This window comes from Mycobacterium tuberculosis complex sp. N0072, from assembly GCF_030323725.1.
Classification (GTDB): domain Bacteria; phylum Actinomycetota; class Actinomycetes; order Mycobacteriales; family Mycobacteriaceae; genus Mycobacterium; species Mycobacterium tuberculosis.
The window spans coordinates 4,338,294-4,355,079 of the sequence record NZ_CP040689.1 but is presented as its reverse complement, the minus strand read 5'-3'; the positions used below and the strand labels follow the sequence as shown (position 1 = coordinate 4,355,079).

Below are 16,786 nucleotides of genomic sequence, written 5' to 3'. Positions count from 1 at the left end.
TCATTCTCTCATGTTGAGGTGTGCGTGCACCGCGGCGATAGCCTCCGCCATATCTGAGCCGTTGATCTCGCGAAGCCGGTCTTCGTCGAGGGTGTCGATATCGAGGACCTGGGCTAGACGCATGTCCCGGCATTGCTCGCTGGCCTCCACCAGCTGGCGCGCATACCGACCGTTGCCGGCGACGTCCAGGGCGCGCCGGCCGCGCAACATGCGCTGCTCCAACTGCTTGGCGGCCTGAAGAAAGTTCTCGGCCGCCTCTGCGGTCAACGCCGAATCATCAGCAGCGGCAATGACGTTGGCGATCTTGAGGAGTTCCTCGGGGGAATAGGTGTCGAACTCGATGCGAGTGGCGAACCGCGACCGCAGACCCTCGTTGGTTTCCAGCAGCCGATCTATGTCGGAGCTGTACCCGGCGATGATCACCACCAGCCGGTCCCGGTCGTTCTCCATCCGCGCCAGCAGCGTGTCCAGCGCCTCTTGACCGAACGGATCGGTGCGGCCGTCTCTTTCCTGCACCAGCGCATAAGCCTCGTCGATGAAAAGCACCCCGCCCAGCGCCTGATCGATCGTCTTAGCGGTCTTGACCGCCGATTGCCCCTCGTACTCGGCGACGAAGTCCTTGCGCGACGTCTCGACGAGTTTGGGTTCGGCAATGACGCCTAAGCCGGCCAGGATATTGGCCACCACCCGCGCGATCGTGGTCTTGCCGGTACCGGGCGGTCCGGTGAAGATCATGTGCTTGCTGGGCTGGGCGACCTTCATACCCTTGGCGGCGCGGACCCGGGCCATCAGCGTCGCCGCGCGGTAGCGTTCAATCTGATTTTTAACCCGGGTGAGCCCAATTTGGCGGTCGAGTTCGGCTTGGGCCTCGGCGAGCAGCCGCTCCCGGCCGGAGTTGTCGGTCACGACACTGCCCGGATCCCAGGGATCGGCGCGGGATGCGATCTGTTCGGCGGTGGTCGTCTTCAGCCGGTAGGGGGGATCCTTCAGCGCCGCAGCCACTTTGGGCTCGGGGTGAGTGGTCTGTAACCATTCCAGCAGCGCCACCGCGGCGCTTTCGTTGCCCTGGCTGCGCCGTGCCATCGCCAGATACCAGGCGATGGCGCGCGCACACGCCTCACCGGCGGGCGAGTCGTTGGCCTCGGTGAGTCGGCGTTCGGCTTCGGTGAACAAGGCCAGGTTTGCCGCGGCAACCCCGTGCGCCACACCGGCCGCGCCGGCCAAAAACTTGTCCGGCCATTTCCCAGCACTCTTGACCTGGTCGATCACGTCGGTCCAGCGTTCGGCCGCGCCGTAGACAACCGCCTTCATCCACGCCACCAGGTGCTCGGAACCCGCGACCGGGGCGGCCTCTAAGGCCTCCATGGCGTCGGCGTAATTGCCTTGCGCTGCCTCGCATGCGGCAAAGCCCATGGTGATCGCTAGCGGCGAGGTGACCGGGTAGGTGATATCGCCGTACAGCCCCCCGATGGCAATCCTGGCGTTTAACGTGCTCATCGAGATCTGGACCGATCCCGACAACTGTCCGAAATTGCGGCGCGAATACCAGGCGCGAAACAGCGTCACCCGGTCGGTGTCCCCACACCGGATCCGGCCGATCCATGCGTCGCAAGCGGATTCGTCGTAGTTGGTGATCTCGGTGAACAGATCTAGCGACCGCGCCTCCGACATCGGCAACATGCTGACGGCGCTTTCGAACAGACTGGCCAAGCGATCAGTCATCGGCCTTGTACCGGGAGGTGTAGTCGACATCGTAGCGGGTGGCGAACACTTCGGCTTCGGCTGCGGCAGCCTCTTCCGGCGTCGGCAGATTCAGGGTCATCCCCACGAATTCCCGCAGCAGGGCGCTGCCTTCTGCGTCTTCGTCGGTCAGTTCACCGATGTTCTCCACCATGAACGTGTACTGCGACGCCCGCGCCTTTTGGCGGGCCAGATCGGCAATAACGAAGATCTCGTCGGCCAGCTGCGCTTCGGACATGCTGGTCGCCTTGTCCGTCAGCTCGACGTGCTGGATTCTGCCGTCCATCAGGGTTGAGACCGACACCGACCCTTGAGGGTTGGTCACCGTGAACAACTCCAGCTCCGGCTCCTCGTCGCGTTCGGTGAGCGCATGGAGGGCGTCCAGGTCGCCTTCGGCGTCATCGGTCTGCACCGGCGCATAGTCGTCTAAGGCGTCCAGCGGCGACGCCTCGTTGGTGTGGGCGGCGGAGAAATCGAGGGCGTCGAGATCACCGTGGTCGTCGTCGTTGCCCGGCGGGTCCACCATGGCGTCCCTTTCTGAAGTCGTAGCGGAGATGTGAGGGGTCAGCCTCGGGAGGAGGCTTGTGCGTGATCTGAGGTGTGATCTAGCCAAGCGCCCGCAGGGAGCAGCTCTAGCAAGCCGTCCAGCGCACGCTCCAAGTTCTGCTGAGTGCCGGGCAGGAAGCTTCCGTACAGGTCGCCTCCAACACGGCGGGGAAGCGACACCAGCCTACCGAGCTTGGAGTCCAGGACGCCAGCGGCGGCGTCGGTCTGCGTCGTGGTGCCGCCGGGGTGGCGTTGGCTGGCAACGATCTCCACCCAGCCGGTCGGGTTACCCACGATCTCGGCATAGACGCGGGCCGAGGCCGGTGCGATACCGTATTGCGTCAATTGGGACGCGGTTGTGCATTCGGCTAGCTCGGTTGCCACACCCGTCAGGGGTTCGACGTTGGCGGGTTCGGCGGGCCCCAGCACCGCTGTCACCATGCCCGCCAAGCCGACCTGCGGCGCCACCAACTGCAGCACCAGCATGTCGCCGTCGCGCGCCGCGATCACATGGCGGTCGCCCCTGCGGCACACGACGAAGCGCACCATGACGCCGCCAATGTCGCGCCGCCACCAGCGACCCTCCAAGGTCCGATCTGGCCTGCCCAGGGTTTCGACCATCTCCGCGACCGTCGGTTGGGGCTCCCCGTGGAGGTCGAGCACCCCTTGCGCTGTGAGGTCACGCTGCACCTGTTCCCAGACGATGTCTCGCAGATCCTCTTGCGGGATATTCGGCCGAATCCCAAGCGTGACAGGGAAATCAACCAGGTGTAACCGATCGGCGATCACCAACATGCCGTCGATGGTTACCTCGACGCCGACCACGTTGTCGGCGGTGCCCGCGCGGCCTGCAGCGGACGGACCCGTCATGATCAACCGAAAATCTTGTCGATAACACCGGCTAGGCCATCGTCGGCCTTGAGGTAGGCGCCGGCGGCTGCGAGCAGATTATTGGCCAGTCCGCTGGTGACTCCCTGCAAACCCGTGCCCGTGCTGCTACGGGTGGTCTCAAACTCTTGCAGCGTGTCATTGAATTTCGACGTGAACGAACCATGGGTAAGCTGAACTCGTCCGCTAATCCCGGCGACCGTATCGGTCGCCCTTTTGATATCACCCACGATCTCGTTGTGCATGCCCGCCAGCACCTTCAGGAACGAAGGCACGACACCGAGAAATCCGGTCATGGGTTGAACCCTCCTCTACGTTTAACTTTCTACTCGCTATGGCTTCGACTCGCTATGGCACAGACCTGCTGGCGACTCGGTGTCCGATCAAAGGACGGTCCCCTCCTGCCCCCGTTGGCTGGCCGCGGTGCCAGCGTCGATGGGTGCACGCTCCGCCTCGGCCACGCCTGCGGCCGCGCCTTCCTCGTCTTCCTTCTTGTCGCTCACGAGGGTGGCGTGCTGCTGGCCTCCTTGCTGGGCCTGCGACGAGATCAGTTGCGCTTGTTGGCTGCCCATGCTGGCCAGTTGGCTGGGGCCACCGCCGGCCGCCACGAGCTGTTGCAGCTGACCCATGGTGGCGGTCACCTGACCCACGGTGGGCAAACTGGCAAAGCTGAGCAGATTGCCAAAACCCAAGCTGGGCAGGCCGGCGAAGCCGCCCAAGAAGTCAGGCAAAGCGGCCAGCTCAGTCCAGGTGGGTAACTTGCCCAAATCGCCTACGCCGGGCAGCAGGTCGCCCAGACCCGGCAAGCCGGGGAACAAGTTGGGAATGCTGGGCAACCCGGGCAGTGCGGGGAACCCGGGGATGGCGGGGAACTCCGGGAACCCGGGGAGCCCGGGGAAACCGGGTAGGGAGGGGAACCCGGGGAACCCTGGGAACGACGGGAGGTCGGGGAACAACGGGCTGCCGGGGGTGGGCGGCCATTTGAAGTCGGGTAGGCCCGGGATGTCGGGCAGGCCGGGGATCGGAATGTCGGGCAACTTCGGCGGCCAGAGGCCGTCGATGATGTCGGGCAGGCTGGGCAACCCGGGCAGGCCGGGGAACTTTGGCAAGGTCGTCAACATCTCGATCAGCCTGCCGAGAATTCCCCTCAGGTTGGTCGCATTCATCAGCGTCATAATCGTTAGATAGAGCAATGCGCCGCCGACAACGGCCATCGCGATGCCGGACATAGGGATTGCGAGCTCCCACGACCACAAGTGGCCGAGCAGCGGAATCTTTTCGAGGCCCTTACAAACCTTGTAGACACCGTCAATCATCTTCTTCATGGCCCGCAGGACGTCGCGCGTATCGGAGACGTATTTGGCCTGATTCGAGATCATGTTGCCGGTTAATTTGTCGAGATCGCCCATCACCTGTGCGCGAAGTTGTTGCGCGATGTTCTGGTTTAGGTAAGCTTCCGCCGCTTGGCCGATCCAGTTGGTGCCCGGAATGGCGAGTCCCATTTTGTCGCTGATTTGTTTGAACAGCGACGAACCGGTGTTGAAAATGTCGCCTGGGTCGGGGATTCCCTCTCCAAGCAAGAGTAACTGGCCCCAAATAAAGTTACTCGTCGTCTTGCAAAGACCGCTACCCGATGCCATTTATGTGTTTCCTTACGCTCGCCGTTCCGGTGCGCCATCATTATCTGCACCTTTGCACTGCACATTGAGCTTAGCAGCGCTCGGAGGGGGGTTGGTGCACGAATTTTTTGGTGACGCTGGCGTTTTCAAGTTCGCGGCACGATGGAACGCACCGTCAAACGCCGGAGAACGCGCGCGTTCCCCGGACCGTTGAACTTGAGCGTTACGGCGTGCCTGTACTTGTGGGACGCTCGGAGCCGACCTCAATTGATCTGACGGATCAGTGCTTCGATCGCTTCGGTGGCCTCGGCTGGCAACTCTTCCTCGGCTTCGGCGCCGACGATCATTTCTTCTGCGACGCCGGCCGCTTGGGCAGTCTCCAGGGTGGAAAGGTTCGCGCGCCGCCGTGCGGCATATAAGCGCTGCGCCAGTGTGGCACCAGGGGCGGTTGCTCCCAGCCTCATTAATTCGTCGTGGTGGCGACGTACCGCGCCCAACGCCTTGATCAATTCCGGGGTAATCCGGCTGATGCGGGTTGCTTGGACGGCAATCGCCTCGAGCTGGCGCAAATCAGCAAGGATCGGCGCGGCACGTTCGGTGAACTCGGGGTCCTCGGTCGCCGGCAACGCTGCGATAGCCAGACTGCAGCCGTCTACGGCGGCGGTGACAGCCTGCGCGATCAAGGACGCCGGGCCGTCGGCAGGCCGGAGTCCGGGGGACGCGTCGGGGTTTGTTGCGGGCTCGGTGGGCTCGCCCCGACGGATTCGCGCGATGGTTCCAGCGGGCCACTGCAGCACTTCTTCGAGTTTTGCCCGGGTCCGTTCCCGGGGCCAACTACGGCCTTTCTCGAACGCGATGAGCGCGCCCGCGTTGATGATCCCGTCGGCCGCCAAGCTGCGTTGGCTGATGTCAAGTTCACGACGGCGCGCAGCCGCGGCCGCCCCTGCGCGAACCACGCCGGGGTCCGGTGCGACCGGCGCAGCGTTGTGCGCCGGGTCGTCCGACAGGTCCGCTGATGGTTGTACGCGGCCGTGCTGTGCAGCGGAATCCGACGGCCTGACGACTTCGAACGTCAACGCCTTGCCTCCAGGGGGATCGCCGAATCGGATTAGGGTCTTATCGCTGACGGTCACCGAGCTGCCGCGTCGTCCGCCGACGAACATACCTCTCGGGATGTTGCCGACGATCCGCCACCGTCCATCATCGGATACCGCTCGCAGATGTGTCTGAGAGATTCGAGAATCGTCGATCTGGGTGCCGACTCGGCACGAGTGGCCAATGATCGCGACACCGCGACGGGGCTCAATCACGTCTGATGTGCCGCCGCTGCACGCGACCAGCGGCGCCGGTCCGACAGTCGACCCTGCTTTAGACATCTGCGTTGATCCCTTATTCGCGGGTACTAGCCGGGACGGTGGGCAGACTTTCCGCTCGCCCGCCATCCTAACCGTTGCACCCTTCTACTGCTATGACTTCGCTACATTTTGGATCTAGCGACGCGACGGCCCGCTATGGAAATAGTTTCCTAGCCAAACCGAACTGCCGCTACAGTTCACTTTACACCTGAACTGTCGCATGTCAGAACACTTTTCCTGGAAGATCTGCCCGAAGGGGTCGGATACGCGCCGGCGAGGCCAGATACACAGCTGATTAACAGGATCTATGCCCTGGTACTCGGCGGTGCGCGTACTAGACTCGGAGCTCGCCGAACCGGAGCCGCAGCACCGCTAGGCAGGCAGAGGAGGAAACTGTTGCATCGCTATGGTTAATGCGATACGCTTTCGCGGCAGAGGCTACAACCTGCAACGCTTTCTGGAGGAACGTAGACATGACAGTAACCGCCCTGTATGAGGTCCCGCTCGGCGTTTGCACGCAAGATCCCGATCGTTGGACGACGACTCCCGACGACGAGGCCAAGACCCTGTGCCGGGCTTGCCCGCGCCGGTGGCTGTGTGCACGCGACGCCGTCGAGTCCGCGGGTGCGGAAGGGCTGTGGGCAGGGGTCGTAATTCCCGAATCAGGCCGGGCGCGGGCATTCGCGTTGGGCCAGCTGCGATCCCTGGCCGAGCGCAACGGTTACCCGGTGCGCGACCACCGGGTGTCTGCCCAATCGGCATGACGCAACCGCCGCCTGGACCGCTGGTTCGAGGGGTCTGCGGAACAGTGGCGGTGAGATGCCCTGGATGTGGACAGCGCGAGAACATCGACAAGATTTCTCGCGCTGTCCACATTGCGCGCCGCGTTGCGCCCGCCAGGATTCGACGATGGGCGCCGAGATTGACGTTTTGCAGGCCTGCGCTCGGGCGATCCTGCTGTTGCCGACCGGGTCAGCCAGCCAGGTCACCGGGGCGGGCTGCCGTGTGCGTCGGCGGGTCGCGACGCGAAGTACGCCGTCACCGTCGCGGCGACCTGCAGGATTTTCAGCCGCGTCGTCGGGGCCATTTCGTGGCTCATATCGATGACCCCCCCGGGCCGCAAATGGGGATCGAAGGGCACCTCGACCACAGGCTGCCCGTGGTCGATGAATTCCTGGGCCAGCAATGACTTGGTGCGCTTGTCGGCGTGTCCGTCCGAATCGTTGAGCACCACGATGCTGCGTCGCAACAAACCTGTCAGGCCATAATCCGACAGCCATTCGATGGTGTTGGCGGCAGCGGAGGCACCATCCGCCCAGGGCGAGGACACCACGATCAGAGCATCCACATCGCGCAATACCTCCTGGGTGACCGCCGCCTCCATGGAGGAACCGCAGTCGATCACCGAGATTGCGAAATGGTGATCCAACCTTAGGGCGGCTTCGCGGTAGATGGCCGGATCGAGCACCCGGCGCGGACCGGATGCCGGCTGGCCTGCCAGGACGTACAGTCCCGCGGAATTTCGGCCCAGGCGCGCGGTGATATCGGTGAAGGACCGCAGATTCGTGTCGGTGGTCAGCTCCCAGAACGAACCAGCTGCTCGAGGATCGATTCGGCTGCTCAGCCTGCCGAAGGCGGTGTCGGCGTCGATCCCGACGATACGGTCCTGCTGGCGCAGTTCGGCAAGGATCGATCCGACGCACGCCGCAACCGACGTCTTTCCCACACCTCCTTTGCCCAGCACGGCGACCTTGTGGTTGCCATGCAGGACGGTTCGTATCGTTGCTTCGAATTGGGCCTCCTGGCGCTGCATGCCCGACCGGCCCAGGCCGACAAGGCCAAAGGTGACCAGCCGCACCATGCGTCGCCAACCACGCTCGCCGGGTCGCGTCCGACTGCGTATCGGCGCCAGGGCGGGGTCGGCCCAGGTGCTCGGTGGCGGGGCCTCCGGCTGGCGTGGCCAAGCCGGGTCCGGCAATGGACGCAGTGGAGCTGAAGGCAGGCGCGGCGGCCCTGGTGGCGTAGCGGCAGCAGCGTGCCGGCCAGGCGGTGGCGCGGGGCAGCGATCTCCGGACGGCGGACGGGGCGAGTATCCCCGCGGGGTGCCGGGCTGGTGTGGTCGGATCCGATCGCGCAGGAATTCGTCACGCTCGTACATAAGCTCCTCAGGTGACAGGCGATCGATTGTCGCGCCGGTGGCCGGCTGAGGCGAGCTCGCGGCTGATGAGCCCCACGGTAAGATCGCCCATGCCGGACGCCGACCAATATCGTCCCGTATCGGCTAGCTCCCTGGACTGACTGCTGGCTGTCTAGACGCCCTTTTTAGACCCCTTTTAGTATCGCGCAAACTCTGGGGGGTTGCGCTGGGTAGTCGTCGCGGCGGCATCGCCATGCAACAACACAGATACCCGCCGTTCCGGCGGTTGTTCCCACCGGCGCAAGTGGCGAAACAGCGGTGCTCCGGATTTCACAGCAAACGTATCTAAGCATTTCCTGTGGCTGGCGATCAGACCGCCACGCAGCTAGCGCAGCCGGATTTGGACGAGGAAAAATGCATGTGACGATACGGTCGGTTGCTGGCCACGCGGCAGCTACGGTGCCGCCGGCTGACGAGTTAGTATTGGGAAAGTTGGCATGTCAAGCGGGTTTTGTCATATCGTTTTACGACTTGTCGAGTCCGATTCCAGGGCCAAGCGTTCACTGCTGCACGGACGAAGCCCCGACCGGATCACGCCCGCTTGACGGACAGCCTATCGACAAGACCGAAGGGGTCTTGCCCGCTACCTCCGGGTGCGGCCCCGTCGAATCCGCAAAGGCGGCCGCGCAGAAAGTCTGCTGAAGGGTTAGGTGGGTATGACGCCTAAGCGCGTCGGGTTGTATAACCCCGCGTTCGAACACGATTCGTGCGGGGTTGCCATGGTTGTGGACATGCACGGCCGTCGTAGCCGCGACATCGTGGACAAGGCGATCACCGCCCTGCTCAACCTCGAGCATCGGGGCGCGCAAGGCGCCGAACCCCGCAGCGGTGACGGCGCGGGCATCCTGATTCAGGTTCCGGACGAATTCCTTCGCGAAGCCGTGGATTTCGAGTTGCCTGCCCCAGGCAGCTATGCCACGGGTATCGCGTTCTTGCCGCAGTCATCTAAAGACGCCGCCGCGGCCTGCGCCGCCGTACAGAAAATCGCCGAGGCCGAGGGGCTGCAAGTCCTGGGTTGGCGCAGCGTCCCCACCGACGACTCATCGCTGGGCGCGCTGTCCCGTGATGCCATGCCCACCTTCCGGCAGGTGTTCTTGGCTGGCGCGTCCGGCATGGCGTTGGAGCGGCGCTGCTATGTGGTCCGCAAGCGGGCCGAGCATGAACTCGGCACCAAGGGTCCGGGTCAAGACGGGCCGGGCCGGGAAACCGTGTACTTCCCGAGCCTGTCCGGCCAGACGCTCGTCTACAAGGGCATGCTGACCACCCCGCAGCTCAAGGCCTTCTACCTCGATTTGCAGGACGAGCGACTGACCAGCGCGCTAGGCATCGTGCACTCGCGGTTCTCCACGAACACTTTCCCGTCCTGGCCGCTGGCGCATCCATTCCGGCGGATCGCGCACAACGGGGAGATCAACACCGTCACCGGTAACGAGAACTGGATGCGGGCCCGCGAGGCGCTGATCAAGACCGACATCTTTGGGTCGGCGGCCGATGTCGAAAAGCTGTTCCCGATCTGTACCCCGGGTGCCTCGGACACCGCGCGCTTCGACGAGGTGCTCGAACTGCTGCACCTGGGCGGACGCAGCCTGGCCCACGCGGTGCTGATGATGATCCCTGAGGCCTGGGAGCGCCACGAGTCGATGGACCCCGCGCGGCGGGCGTTTTACCAGTATCACGCCTCGTTGATGGAGCCGTGGGACGGCCCGGCGTCGATGACGTTCACCGACGGCACCGTCGTGGGCGCCGTGCTGGACCGCAATGGCCTACGCCCGTCGCGAATCTGGGTCACCGACGACGGTTTGGTGGTGATGGCTTCCGAGGCCGGTGTGTTGGACCTGCATCCGTCGACGGTGGTGCGCCGGATGCGGCTGCAGCCGGGCCGGATGTTCTTGGTGGACACCGCGCAGGGCCGCATCGTCTCCGATGAGGAGATCAAGGCCGACCTGGCGGCCGAGCATCCGTATCAGGAGTGGCTTGACAACGGACTAGTTCCGCTCGACGAATTGCCGGAGGGCAAAGACGTGCGGATGCCCCACCATCGAATCGTCATGCGGCAGTTGGCATTCGGCTATACCTACGAGGAGCTCAACCTGCTGGTAGCGCCGATGGCTCGGCTCGGTGCCGAGCCAATCGGGTCGATGGGCACCGACACTCCAGTTGCGGTGTTGTCGCAGCGTCCGCGCATGCTCTACGACTACTTCCATCAGCTGTTCGCCCAGGTGACCAACCCGCCGTTGGACGCCATCCGCGAGGAGGTGGTGACCAGCCTGCAGGGCACCACCGGCGGCGAACGTGACTTGCTCAACCCGGACGAGAACTCCTGCCACCAGATCGTGCTGCCCCAGCCGATTCTGCGTAACCACGAGCTCGCCAAGCTGGTCAGCCTCGATCCCAACGACAAGGTCAATGGGCGCCCACACGGATTGCGGTCCAAGGTGATTCGCTGTCTGTACCGGGTCTCCGAGGGAGGTGCTGGGCTGGCTGCCGCGCTGGAAGAGGTACGTGGCGCGGCGGCGGCGGCAATCGCCGACGGCGCTCGGATCATCATCTTGTCCGACCGCGAGTCCGACGAGGAAATGGCTCCGATACCGTCGCTGCTCGCCGTTGCGGGAGTGCACCACCACCTGGTTCGGGAACGGACCCGCACCCAAGTGGGTCTGGTGGTCGAGTCCGGTGATGCCCGCGAGGTGCACCACATGGCCGCGCTGGTCGGATTCGGCGCGGCCGCGATCAACCCCTACCTGGTGTTCGAGTCGATCGAGGACATGCTCGACCGCGGTGTTATCGAGGGCATCGACCGTACGGCGGCGCTGAACAACTACATCAAAGCCGCAGGTAAGGGTGTGCTGAAAGTGATGTCGAAGATGGGCATCTCGACGCTGGCCTCCTACACCGGTGCGCAACTGTTCCAGGCTGTCGGCATCTCCGAGCAAGTGCTCGACGAATACTTCACCGGGCTTACCTGCCCCACCGGCGGGATCACCCTGGATGACATCGCGGCCGATGTCGCAGCCCGGCACCGGCTGGCCTATCTGGACCGGCCGGACGAACGCGCTCACCGCGAACTCGAGGTGGGTGGGGAATACCAGTGGCGCCGCGAGGGCGAGTACCACCTGTTCAACCCGGAGACTGTGTTCAAGCTGCAGCACTCCACGCGAACCGGCCAGTACAAGATCTTCAAGGAGTACACCCGTCTGGTCGACGACCAGAGCGAGCGGATGGCATCGCTGCGTGGTCTGCTCAAGTTCCGTACCGGGGTTCGTCCTCCAGTCCCGCTGGACGAGGTCGAGCCGGCCAGCGAAATCGTCAAGCGCTTCTCAACGGGGGCGATGAGCTACGGCTCGATTTCCGCTGAAGCGCACGAGACGCTGGCCATCGCAATGAACCGGCTTGGTGCCCGGTCAAACTGTGGTGAAGGCGGCGAGGACGTCAAGCGATTTGACCGCGACCCCAACGGGGATTGGCGCCGAAGCGCCATTAAGCAGGTAGCCTCCGCCCGGTTTGGCGTCACCTCGCATTACCTGACCAACTGCACCGACCTCCAGATCAAGATGGCGCAGGGCGCGAAACCTGGTGAGGGAGGTCAGCTTCCGGGGCACAAGGTGTACCCTTGGGTGGCCGAGGTCCGGCACTCCACGCCCGGTGTCGGTCTGATCTCACCGCCGCCCCACCACGACATCTACTCCATTGAGGATCTGGCGCAGCTGATCCACGACCTAAAGAACGCCAATCCATCCGCGCGGGTACACGTCAAGCTGGTCTCCGAAAACGGGGTAGGGACGGTTGCGGCTGGCGTTTCCAAAGCCCACGCCGACGTGGTCTTGATCTCAGGGCACGATGGTGGCACCGGCGCGACCCCGCTGACATCGATGAAGCACGCCGGAGCACCCTGGGAGTTGGGTCTGGCTGAGACACAGCAGACGTTGCTGCTCAACGGGTTACGTGATCGAATTGTGGTCCAGGTGGACGGTCAGCTCAAGACGGGTCGCGATGTGATGATCGCTACGCTGCTCGGGGCAGAAGAGTTCGGATTCGCGACCGCGCCGTTGGTAGTGGCCGGCTGCATCATGATGCGGGTGTGCCACCTGGACACGTGCCCGGTTGGTGTGGCCACCCAGAATCCGTTGCTCCGGGAGCGGTTCACCGGGAAGCCCGAGTTCGTGGAGAACTTCTTCATGTTCATCGCCGAGGAAGTCCGGGAATATTTGGCGCAGTTGGGCTTCCGCACTGTGAACGAGGCGGTTGGACAGGCAGGTGCGCTGGACACCACGCTGGCACGCGCGCACTGGAAGGCGCATAAGCTGGATCTGGCGCCGGTGCTCCACGAGCCGGAGTCGGCCTTCATGAATCAGGATCTGTACTGCAGTTCGCGCCAGGATCACGGTCTAGACAAGGCGCTCGATCAGCAGCTGATCGTGATGAGCAGGGAAGCACTGGATTCCGGCAAGCCGGTCCGCTTCTCCACCACCATAGGCAATGTCAACCGCACGGTGGGCACCATGCTCGGCCACGAGCTGACGAAGGCCTATGGCGGCCAAGGCTTGCCGGACGGAACCATCGATATCACGTTCGACGGATCCGCGGGAAACAGCTTCGGAGCCTTCGTGCCCAAGGGAATTACCTTGCGGGTGTATGGCGACGCCAATGACTACGTCGGCAAAGGGCTATCCGGTGGCCGGATTGTGGTGCGGCCGTCGGATGACGCGCCGCAGGATTATGTCGCCGAGGACAACATCATCGGGGGCAATGTGATTCTGTTCGGCGCAACCAGTGGCGAGGTTTACCTGCGCGGTGTGGTAGGCGAACGGTTCGCGGTGCGCAATTCCGGGGCCCACGCCGTGGTAGAGGGTGTCGGCGATCACGGCTGCGAGTACATGACCGGCGGCAGGGTTGTCATTCTGGGCCGCACCGGCCGTAACTTTGCGGCGGGTATGTCCGGCGGTGTGGCCTATGTTTACGATCCCGACGGTGAACTGCCGGCCAACCTCAACTCGGAGATGGTCGAACTCGAGACCCTCGACGAGGATGACGCGGACTGGCTGCACGGCACCATACAAGTGCACGTCGACGCTACCGATTCCGCTGTCGGCCAGCGGATTCTGTCCGACTGGTCGGGACAGCAGCGCCACTTCGTCAAGGTGATGCCGCGTGACTACAAACGGGTCCTGCAGGCGATCGCCCTGGCTGAACGTGACGGCGTTGATGTCGACAAGGCGATCATGGCGGCTGCGCATGGCTGATCCGGGCGGCTTCCTCAAATACACCCACCGGAAATTGCCGAAGCGACGGCCGGTCCCGCTGCGGCTGCGAGACTGGCGGGAAGTCTACGAGGAATTCGACAACGAGAGCCTGCGCCAACAGGCGACCCGCTGCATGGATTGCGGCATTCCGTTCTGTCACAACGGATGTCCGCTGGGTAACTTGATCCCGGAATGGAACGATCTGGTCCGCCGGGGCCGCTGGCGCGACGCAATCGAACGGCTGCACGCCACCAACAACTTCCCCGACTTCACCGGCCGGTTGTGCCCGGCTCCGTGCGAGCCGGCGTGTGTGCTGGGCATCAACCAGGATCCGGTGACGATCAAGCAGATCGAGCTGGAGATCATCGACAAGGCCTTCGACGAAGGATGGGTGCAACCACGTCCGCCGCGGAAGCTGACCGGGCAAACGGTTGCTGTGGTGGGTTCGGGGCCGGCGGGTTTGGCCGCCGCCCAGCAACTCACCCGGGCGGGTCACACCGTCACCGTTTTCGAGCGCGAAGACCGCATCGGCGGGCTGCTGCGTTACGGCATCCCGGAATTCAAGATGGAAAAGCGGCATCTTGATCGGCGTTTGGACCAAATGCGCTCCGAAGGAACCGAATTCCGGCCGGGCGTCAACGTCGGGGTCGACATTAGCGCCGAAAAGCTGCGCGCTGATTTCGATGCGGTCGTATTGGCCGGTGGCGCAACCGCTTGGCGCGAGCTGCCGATTCCCGGCCGCGAGCTGGAGGGCGTCCATCAGGCGATGGAGTTTCTGCCGTGGGCCAACCGGGTGCAAGAAGGAGATGACGTCCTCGATGAGGACGGGCAGCCGCCGATCACCGCAAAGGGCAAGAAGGTCGTCATCATCGGTGGCGGCGACACCGGGGCGGACTGCCTGGGTACCGTGCACCGCCAGGGCGCGATCGCCGTGCACCAGTTCGAGATCATGCCGCGTCCACCGGACGCCCGCGCCGAATCCACCCCATGGCCGACTTACCCGCTGATGTATCGGGTATCGGCCGCGCATGAGGAGGGTGGCGAGCGGGTGTTCTCGGTCAACACCGAGGCGTTCGTCGGCACGGACGGGCGCGTGAGCGCGCTGCGGGCACACGAAGTGACCATGCTGGATGGCAAGTTCGTCAAGGTTGAGGGCTCCGACTTCGAGCTCGAAGCCGACCTGGTGTTGCTGGCGATGGGTTTCGTCGGCCCGGAACGGGCGGGCCTGTTGACCGACCTCGGAGTGAAGTTCACCGAGCGTGGGAACGTGGCCCGTGGCGACGACTTCGACACCTCGGTTCCTGGTGTGTTCGTAGCCGGTGACATGGGCCGGGGCCAGTCATTGATCGTCTGGGCGATTGCCGAGGGCCGGGCCGCTGCCGCGGCCGTAGACCGGTACTTGATGGGTTCCAGTGCCCTGCCGGCGCCTGTTAAGCCGACCGCTGCACCGCTTCAATAATCACTAGAGTCACATCAGAAACATTTGATAATTGCTCGGCGCGCCGTTCACTGTTTGCCAGCTCCGAGGTGTCTAATGAGTCGATGTGGGCTTCGTCACATAGAGGTTTAATGTGAGGTGCCAGTCGAGTTGTCCGATCGCAGGAGTGTCGCTGTGCGTACCAACCCAGTACCCCGGTCACGGATGGGGCGAATCGCCTGGTCATGGTTTCGCCACCCGGTCAAAAGCCACGAGTTCCCCGCCAAGAACGAGCGCCTGATAACCACTGAAGAGCTGTTGCGCTTCGCTGTGTAGCCAACCTGATACGTGCCCGAGTGTGCACCACAGCTTGTTTGCTCCGCTTTATCAGATTGTTATCTAGGGCAATGGCGCCCCAGGCCGCGACGGCATCTGGGCCTAGGTCCCAACTAAACTCAGTGAAGCGATGAACTGTGCCCTCGGATTTGATACGAAACCCATCCTGTTGGCGAGTTATGTCACCCATGGCGCGCGCCGTGCCACCGCGAACCAATTCGAGCGTCCCGCAAAGGGTGCGGGGGTGTTAATGGCGTTGCTCATCCTCGGCGAAATGGCCGGCTTCGCGGTGGTTGTCACCGGGGTCGTCTTCGGGCAACTGGTGTGAGCCCGATAATGGACCCGGTAACAGCGCTGCGGCAGATCGCCTATTACAAGGACCGGAACCGCCACGACCCGAGGCGGGTGATGGCCTATCGCAATGCCGCCGACATTATCGAGGGCCTTGACGACGCGGCGCGGCAGCGGCACGGCCAGGCCAACAGCTGGCAGTCGCTGGCGGGTATCGGTCCCAAAACCGCGAAAGTCATCGCCCAGGCCTGGTCTGGCCGCGAGCCGGACCTGCTGGCTGAATTACGCGCTGACGCTGAGGATCTCGGTGGAGGGGCGATCCGTGCCGCATTGCGCGGGGATCTGCATCTGCATTCGAACTGGTCGGACGGGTCCGCGCCGATCGAGGAGATGATGGCCACCGCGGCGGCGCTAGGTCACCAGTACTGCGCATTGACCGATCACTCACCGCGGTTGACGATCGCCAACGGCCTGTCTCCGGACCGGTTGCGCAAGCAGCTGGACGTGATCGACGAGCTGCGCGAGAAGTTCGCGCCGCTGCGCATCCTGACCGGGATCGAGGTCGACATCCTCGAAGACGGGAGCTTGGACCAGGAACCCGAGATGCTGGACCGCCTCGACATCGTGGTGGCCAGCGTGCACTCCAAGCTGTCGATGGATTCGGCAGCGATGACGCGACGGATGGTGCGCGCCGTGGCCAACGGTCACACCGACGTGCTGGGCCACTGCACCGGCCGGCTGATCGCCGGCAATCGTGGCATCCGGCCAGAATCGAAGTTCGATGCAGAGGCGGTGTTCACCGCCTGCCGTGAGCACGGCACCGCCGTGGAGATCAACTCCCGTCCGGAACGCCGAGACCCACCGACGCGCCTGTTGCACCTAGCGCGCGACATCGGCTGCGTGTTCAGCATCGACACCGACGCGCACGCACCCGGCCAGCTGGACTTCCTCGGCTACGGCGCCCAGCGCGCCTTGGACGCGGAGGTGCCCGCCGACCGGATCGTCAACACCTGGCCGGCCGACACGCTCCTGGCGTGGACCGGGTCGCATTAGCCCGCTGTCGGCCACGAACACCGCGGTACCAGGCGGCAACGCCACGTGTCCGACATGCGAATGCACCCGCTCCTATATGACCGCACGCCATTGCCTACCCAAGG

The 16,786-nt window shown here is 64.0% G+C and carries 13 protein-coding genes; 5 read left to right on the top strand and 8 right to left on the bottom strand.

What is annotated here, in order from left to right; translation table 11 throughout:
- The 6 genes from eccA1 to espM form a co-directional block, all read right to left on the bottom strand.
- Positions 1–1,722 (bottom strand): type VII secretion system ESX-1 AAA family ATPase EccA1, encoded by a 1,722-nt coding sequence (eccA1, locus tag FF952_RS20370; RefSeq protein ID WP_031680860.1) that lies wholly within the window; start codon positions 1,720–1,722, stop codon positions 1–3.
- A complete protein-coding gene (gene espH / locus FF952_RS20365; RefSeq protein ID WP_003399844.1) occupies positions 1,715–2,266 on the bottom strand; it encodes a type VII secretion system ESX-1 associated protein EspH in 552 nt (183 codons plus the stop codon). Before espH ends, eccA1 begins: the two co-directional genes overlap by 8 nt.
- 38 nt (positions 2,267–2,304) lie before the next feature.
- Entirely contained in the window at positions 2,305–3,156 is an 852-nt protein-coding gene (espG1, locus tag FF952_RS20360; RefSeq protein ID WP_003399839.1) for a type VII secretion system ESX-1 adaptor EspG1, read from the bottom strand.
- Positions 3,157–3,158: 2 nt separating this feature from the next.
- Complete coding sequence (espF, locus tag FF952_RS20355) at positions 3,159–3,470, bottom strand: type VII secretion system ESX-1 associated protein EspF (protein WP_003899737.1); 312 nt, start codon at positions 3,468–3,470, stop codon at positions 3,159–3,161.
- 87 nt (positions 3,471–3,557) lie between these two features.
- Complete coding sequence (espE, locus tag FF952_RS20350) at positions 3,558–4,814, bottom strand: type VII secretion system ESX-1 associated protein EspE (RefSeq protein WP_003399828.1); 1,257 nt, start codon at positions 4,812–4,814, stop codon at positions 3,558–3,560.
- A gap of 242 nt (positions 4,815–5,056) precedes the next feature.
- Entirely contained in the window at positions 5,057–6,169 is a 1,113-nt protein-coding gene (espM, locus tag FF952_RS20345; protein ID WP_015288657.1) for an ESX-1 type VII secretion system transcriptional regulator EspM, read from the bottom strand.
- Between the two features lie 392 nt (positions 6,170–6,561).
- Here espM and whiB6 point away from each other — a divergent pair, with 392 nt between their 5' ends.
- Positions 6,562–6,912, top strand: a complete 351-nt coding sequence (whiB6, locus tag FF952_RS20340) for a transcriptional regulator WhiB6 (protein WP_003899734.1) — start codon at positions 6,562–6,564, stop codon at positions 6,910–6,912.
- Here the strand turns inward: whiB6 and FF952_RS20335 are convergent.
- The gene (locus FF952_RS20335; protein WP_003902567.1) at positions 6,811–7,137 is read right to left on the bottom strand and encodes a hypothetical protein; all 327 of its coding nucleotides are present in this window, start codon (positions 7,135–7,137) and stop codon (positions 6,811–6,813) included. The genes whiB6 and FF952_RS20335 overlap by 102 nt on opposite strands.
- The gene (locus FF952_RS20330; protein WP_003399818.1) at positions 7,134–8,306 is read right to left on the bottom strand and encodes a MinD/ParA family ATP-binding protein; all 1,173 of its coding nucleotides are present in this window, start codon (positions 8,304–8,306) and stop codon (positions 7,134–7,136) included. Before FF952_RS20330 ends, FF952_RS20335 begins: the two co-directional genes overlap by 4 nt.
- 695 nt (positions 8,307–9,001) lie before the next feature.
- Between FF952_RS20330 and gltB the strand changes: the two genes are divergently transcribed.
- From gltB to FF952_RS20310, 4 genes are all read left to right on the top strand, one after another.
- Complete coding sequence (gene gltB / locus FF952_RS20325; RefSeq protein ID WP_003399810.1) at positions 9,002–13,585, top strand: glutamate synthase large subunit; 4,584 nt, start codon at positions 9,002–9,004, stop codon at positions 13,583–13,585.
- Entirely contained in the window at positions 13,578–15,044 is a 1,467-nt protein-coding gene (locus tag FF952_RS20320) for a glutamate synthase subunit beta (protein ID WP_003899732.1), read from the top strand. The genes gltB and FF952_RS20320 overlap by 8 nt, the downstream gene beginning before the upstream one ends.
- Positions 15,045–15,468: 424 nt before the next feature.
- Positions 15,469–15,666, top strand: a complete 198-nt coding sequence (locus FF952_RS20315; protein ID WP_003399803.1) for a hypothetical protein — start codon at positions 15,469–15,471, stop codon at positions 15,664–15,666.
- Positions 15,667–15,674: 8 nt separating this feature from the next.
- Entirely contained in the window at positions 15,675–16,682 is a 1,008-nt protein-coding gene (locus tag FF952_RS20310) for a PHP domain-containing protein (protein WP_003399801.1), read from the top strand.
- Positions 16,683–16,786 lie beyond the last annotated feature (104 nt).

Excerpts from the sequence above, each read along its gene's own strand:
- FF952_RS20330 (WP_003399818.1), bottom strand. The coding sequence starts at position 8,306 with ATGTACGAGCGTGACGAATTCCTGCGCGATCGGATCCGACCACACCAG.
- espF (WP_003899737.1), bottom strand. The coding sequence starts at position 3,470 with ATGACCGGATTTCTCGGTGTCGTGCCTTCGTTCCTGAAGGTGCTGGCG.
- whiB6 (WP_003899734.1), top strand. The coding sequence starts at position 6,562 with ATGCGATACGCTTTCGCGGCAGAGGCTACAACCTGCAACGCTTTCTGG.
- espM (WP_015288657.1), bottom strand. The coding sequence starts at position 6,169 with ATGTCTAAAGCAGGGTCGACTGTCGGACCGGCGCCGCTGGTCGCGTGC.
- espG1 (WP_003399839.1), bottom strand. The coding sequence starts at position 3,156 with ATGACGGGTCCGTCCGCTGCAGGCCGCGCGGGCACCGCCGACAACGTG.
- FF952_RS20320 (WP_003899732.1), top strand. The coding sequence starts at position 13,578 with ATGGCTGATCCGGGCGGCTTCCTCAAATACACCCACCGGAAATTGCCG.
- espH (WP_003399844.1), bottom strand. The coding sequence starts at position 2,266 with ATGGTGGACCCGCCGGGCAACGACGACGACCACGGTGATCTCGACGCC.
- espE (WP_003399828.1), bottom strand. The coding sequence starts at position 4,814 with ATGGCATCGGGTAGCGGTCTTTGCAAGACGACGAGTAACTTTATTTGG.
- eccA1 (WP_031680860.1), bottom strand. The coding sequence starts at position 1,722 with ATGACTGATCGCTTGGCCAGTCTGTTCGAAAGCGCCGTCAGCATGTTG.
- FF952_RS20315 (WP_003399803.1), top strand. The coding sequence starts at position 15,469 with ATGAACTGTGCCCTCGGATTTGATACGAAACCCATCCTGTTGGCGAGT.
- gltB (WP_003399810.1), top strand. The coding sequence starts at position 9,002 with ATGACGCCTAAGCGCGTCGGGTTGTATAACCCCGCGTTCGAACACGAT.
- FF952_RS20310 (WP_003399801.1), top strand. The coding sequence starts at position 15,675 with ATGGACCCGGTAACAGCGCTGCGGCAGATCGCCTATTACAAGGACCGG.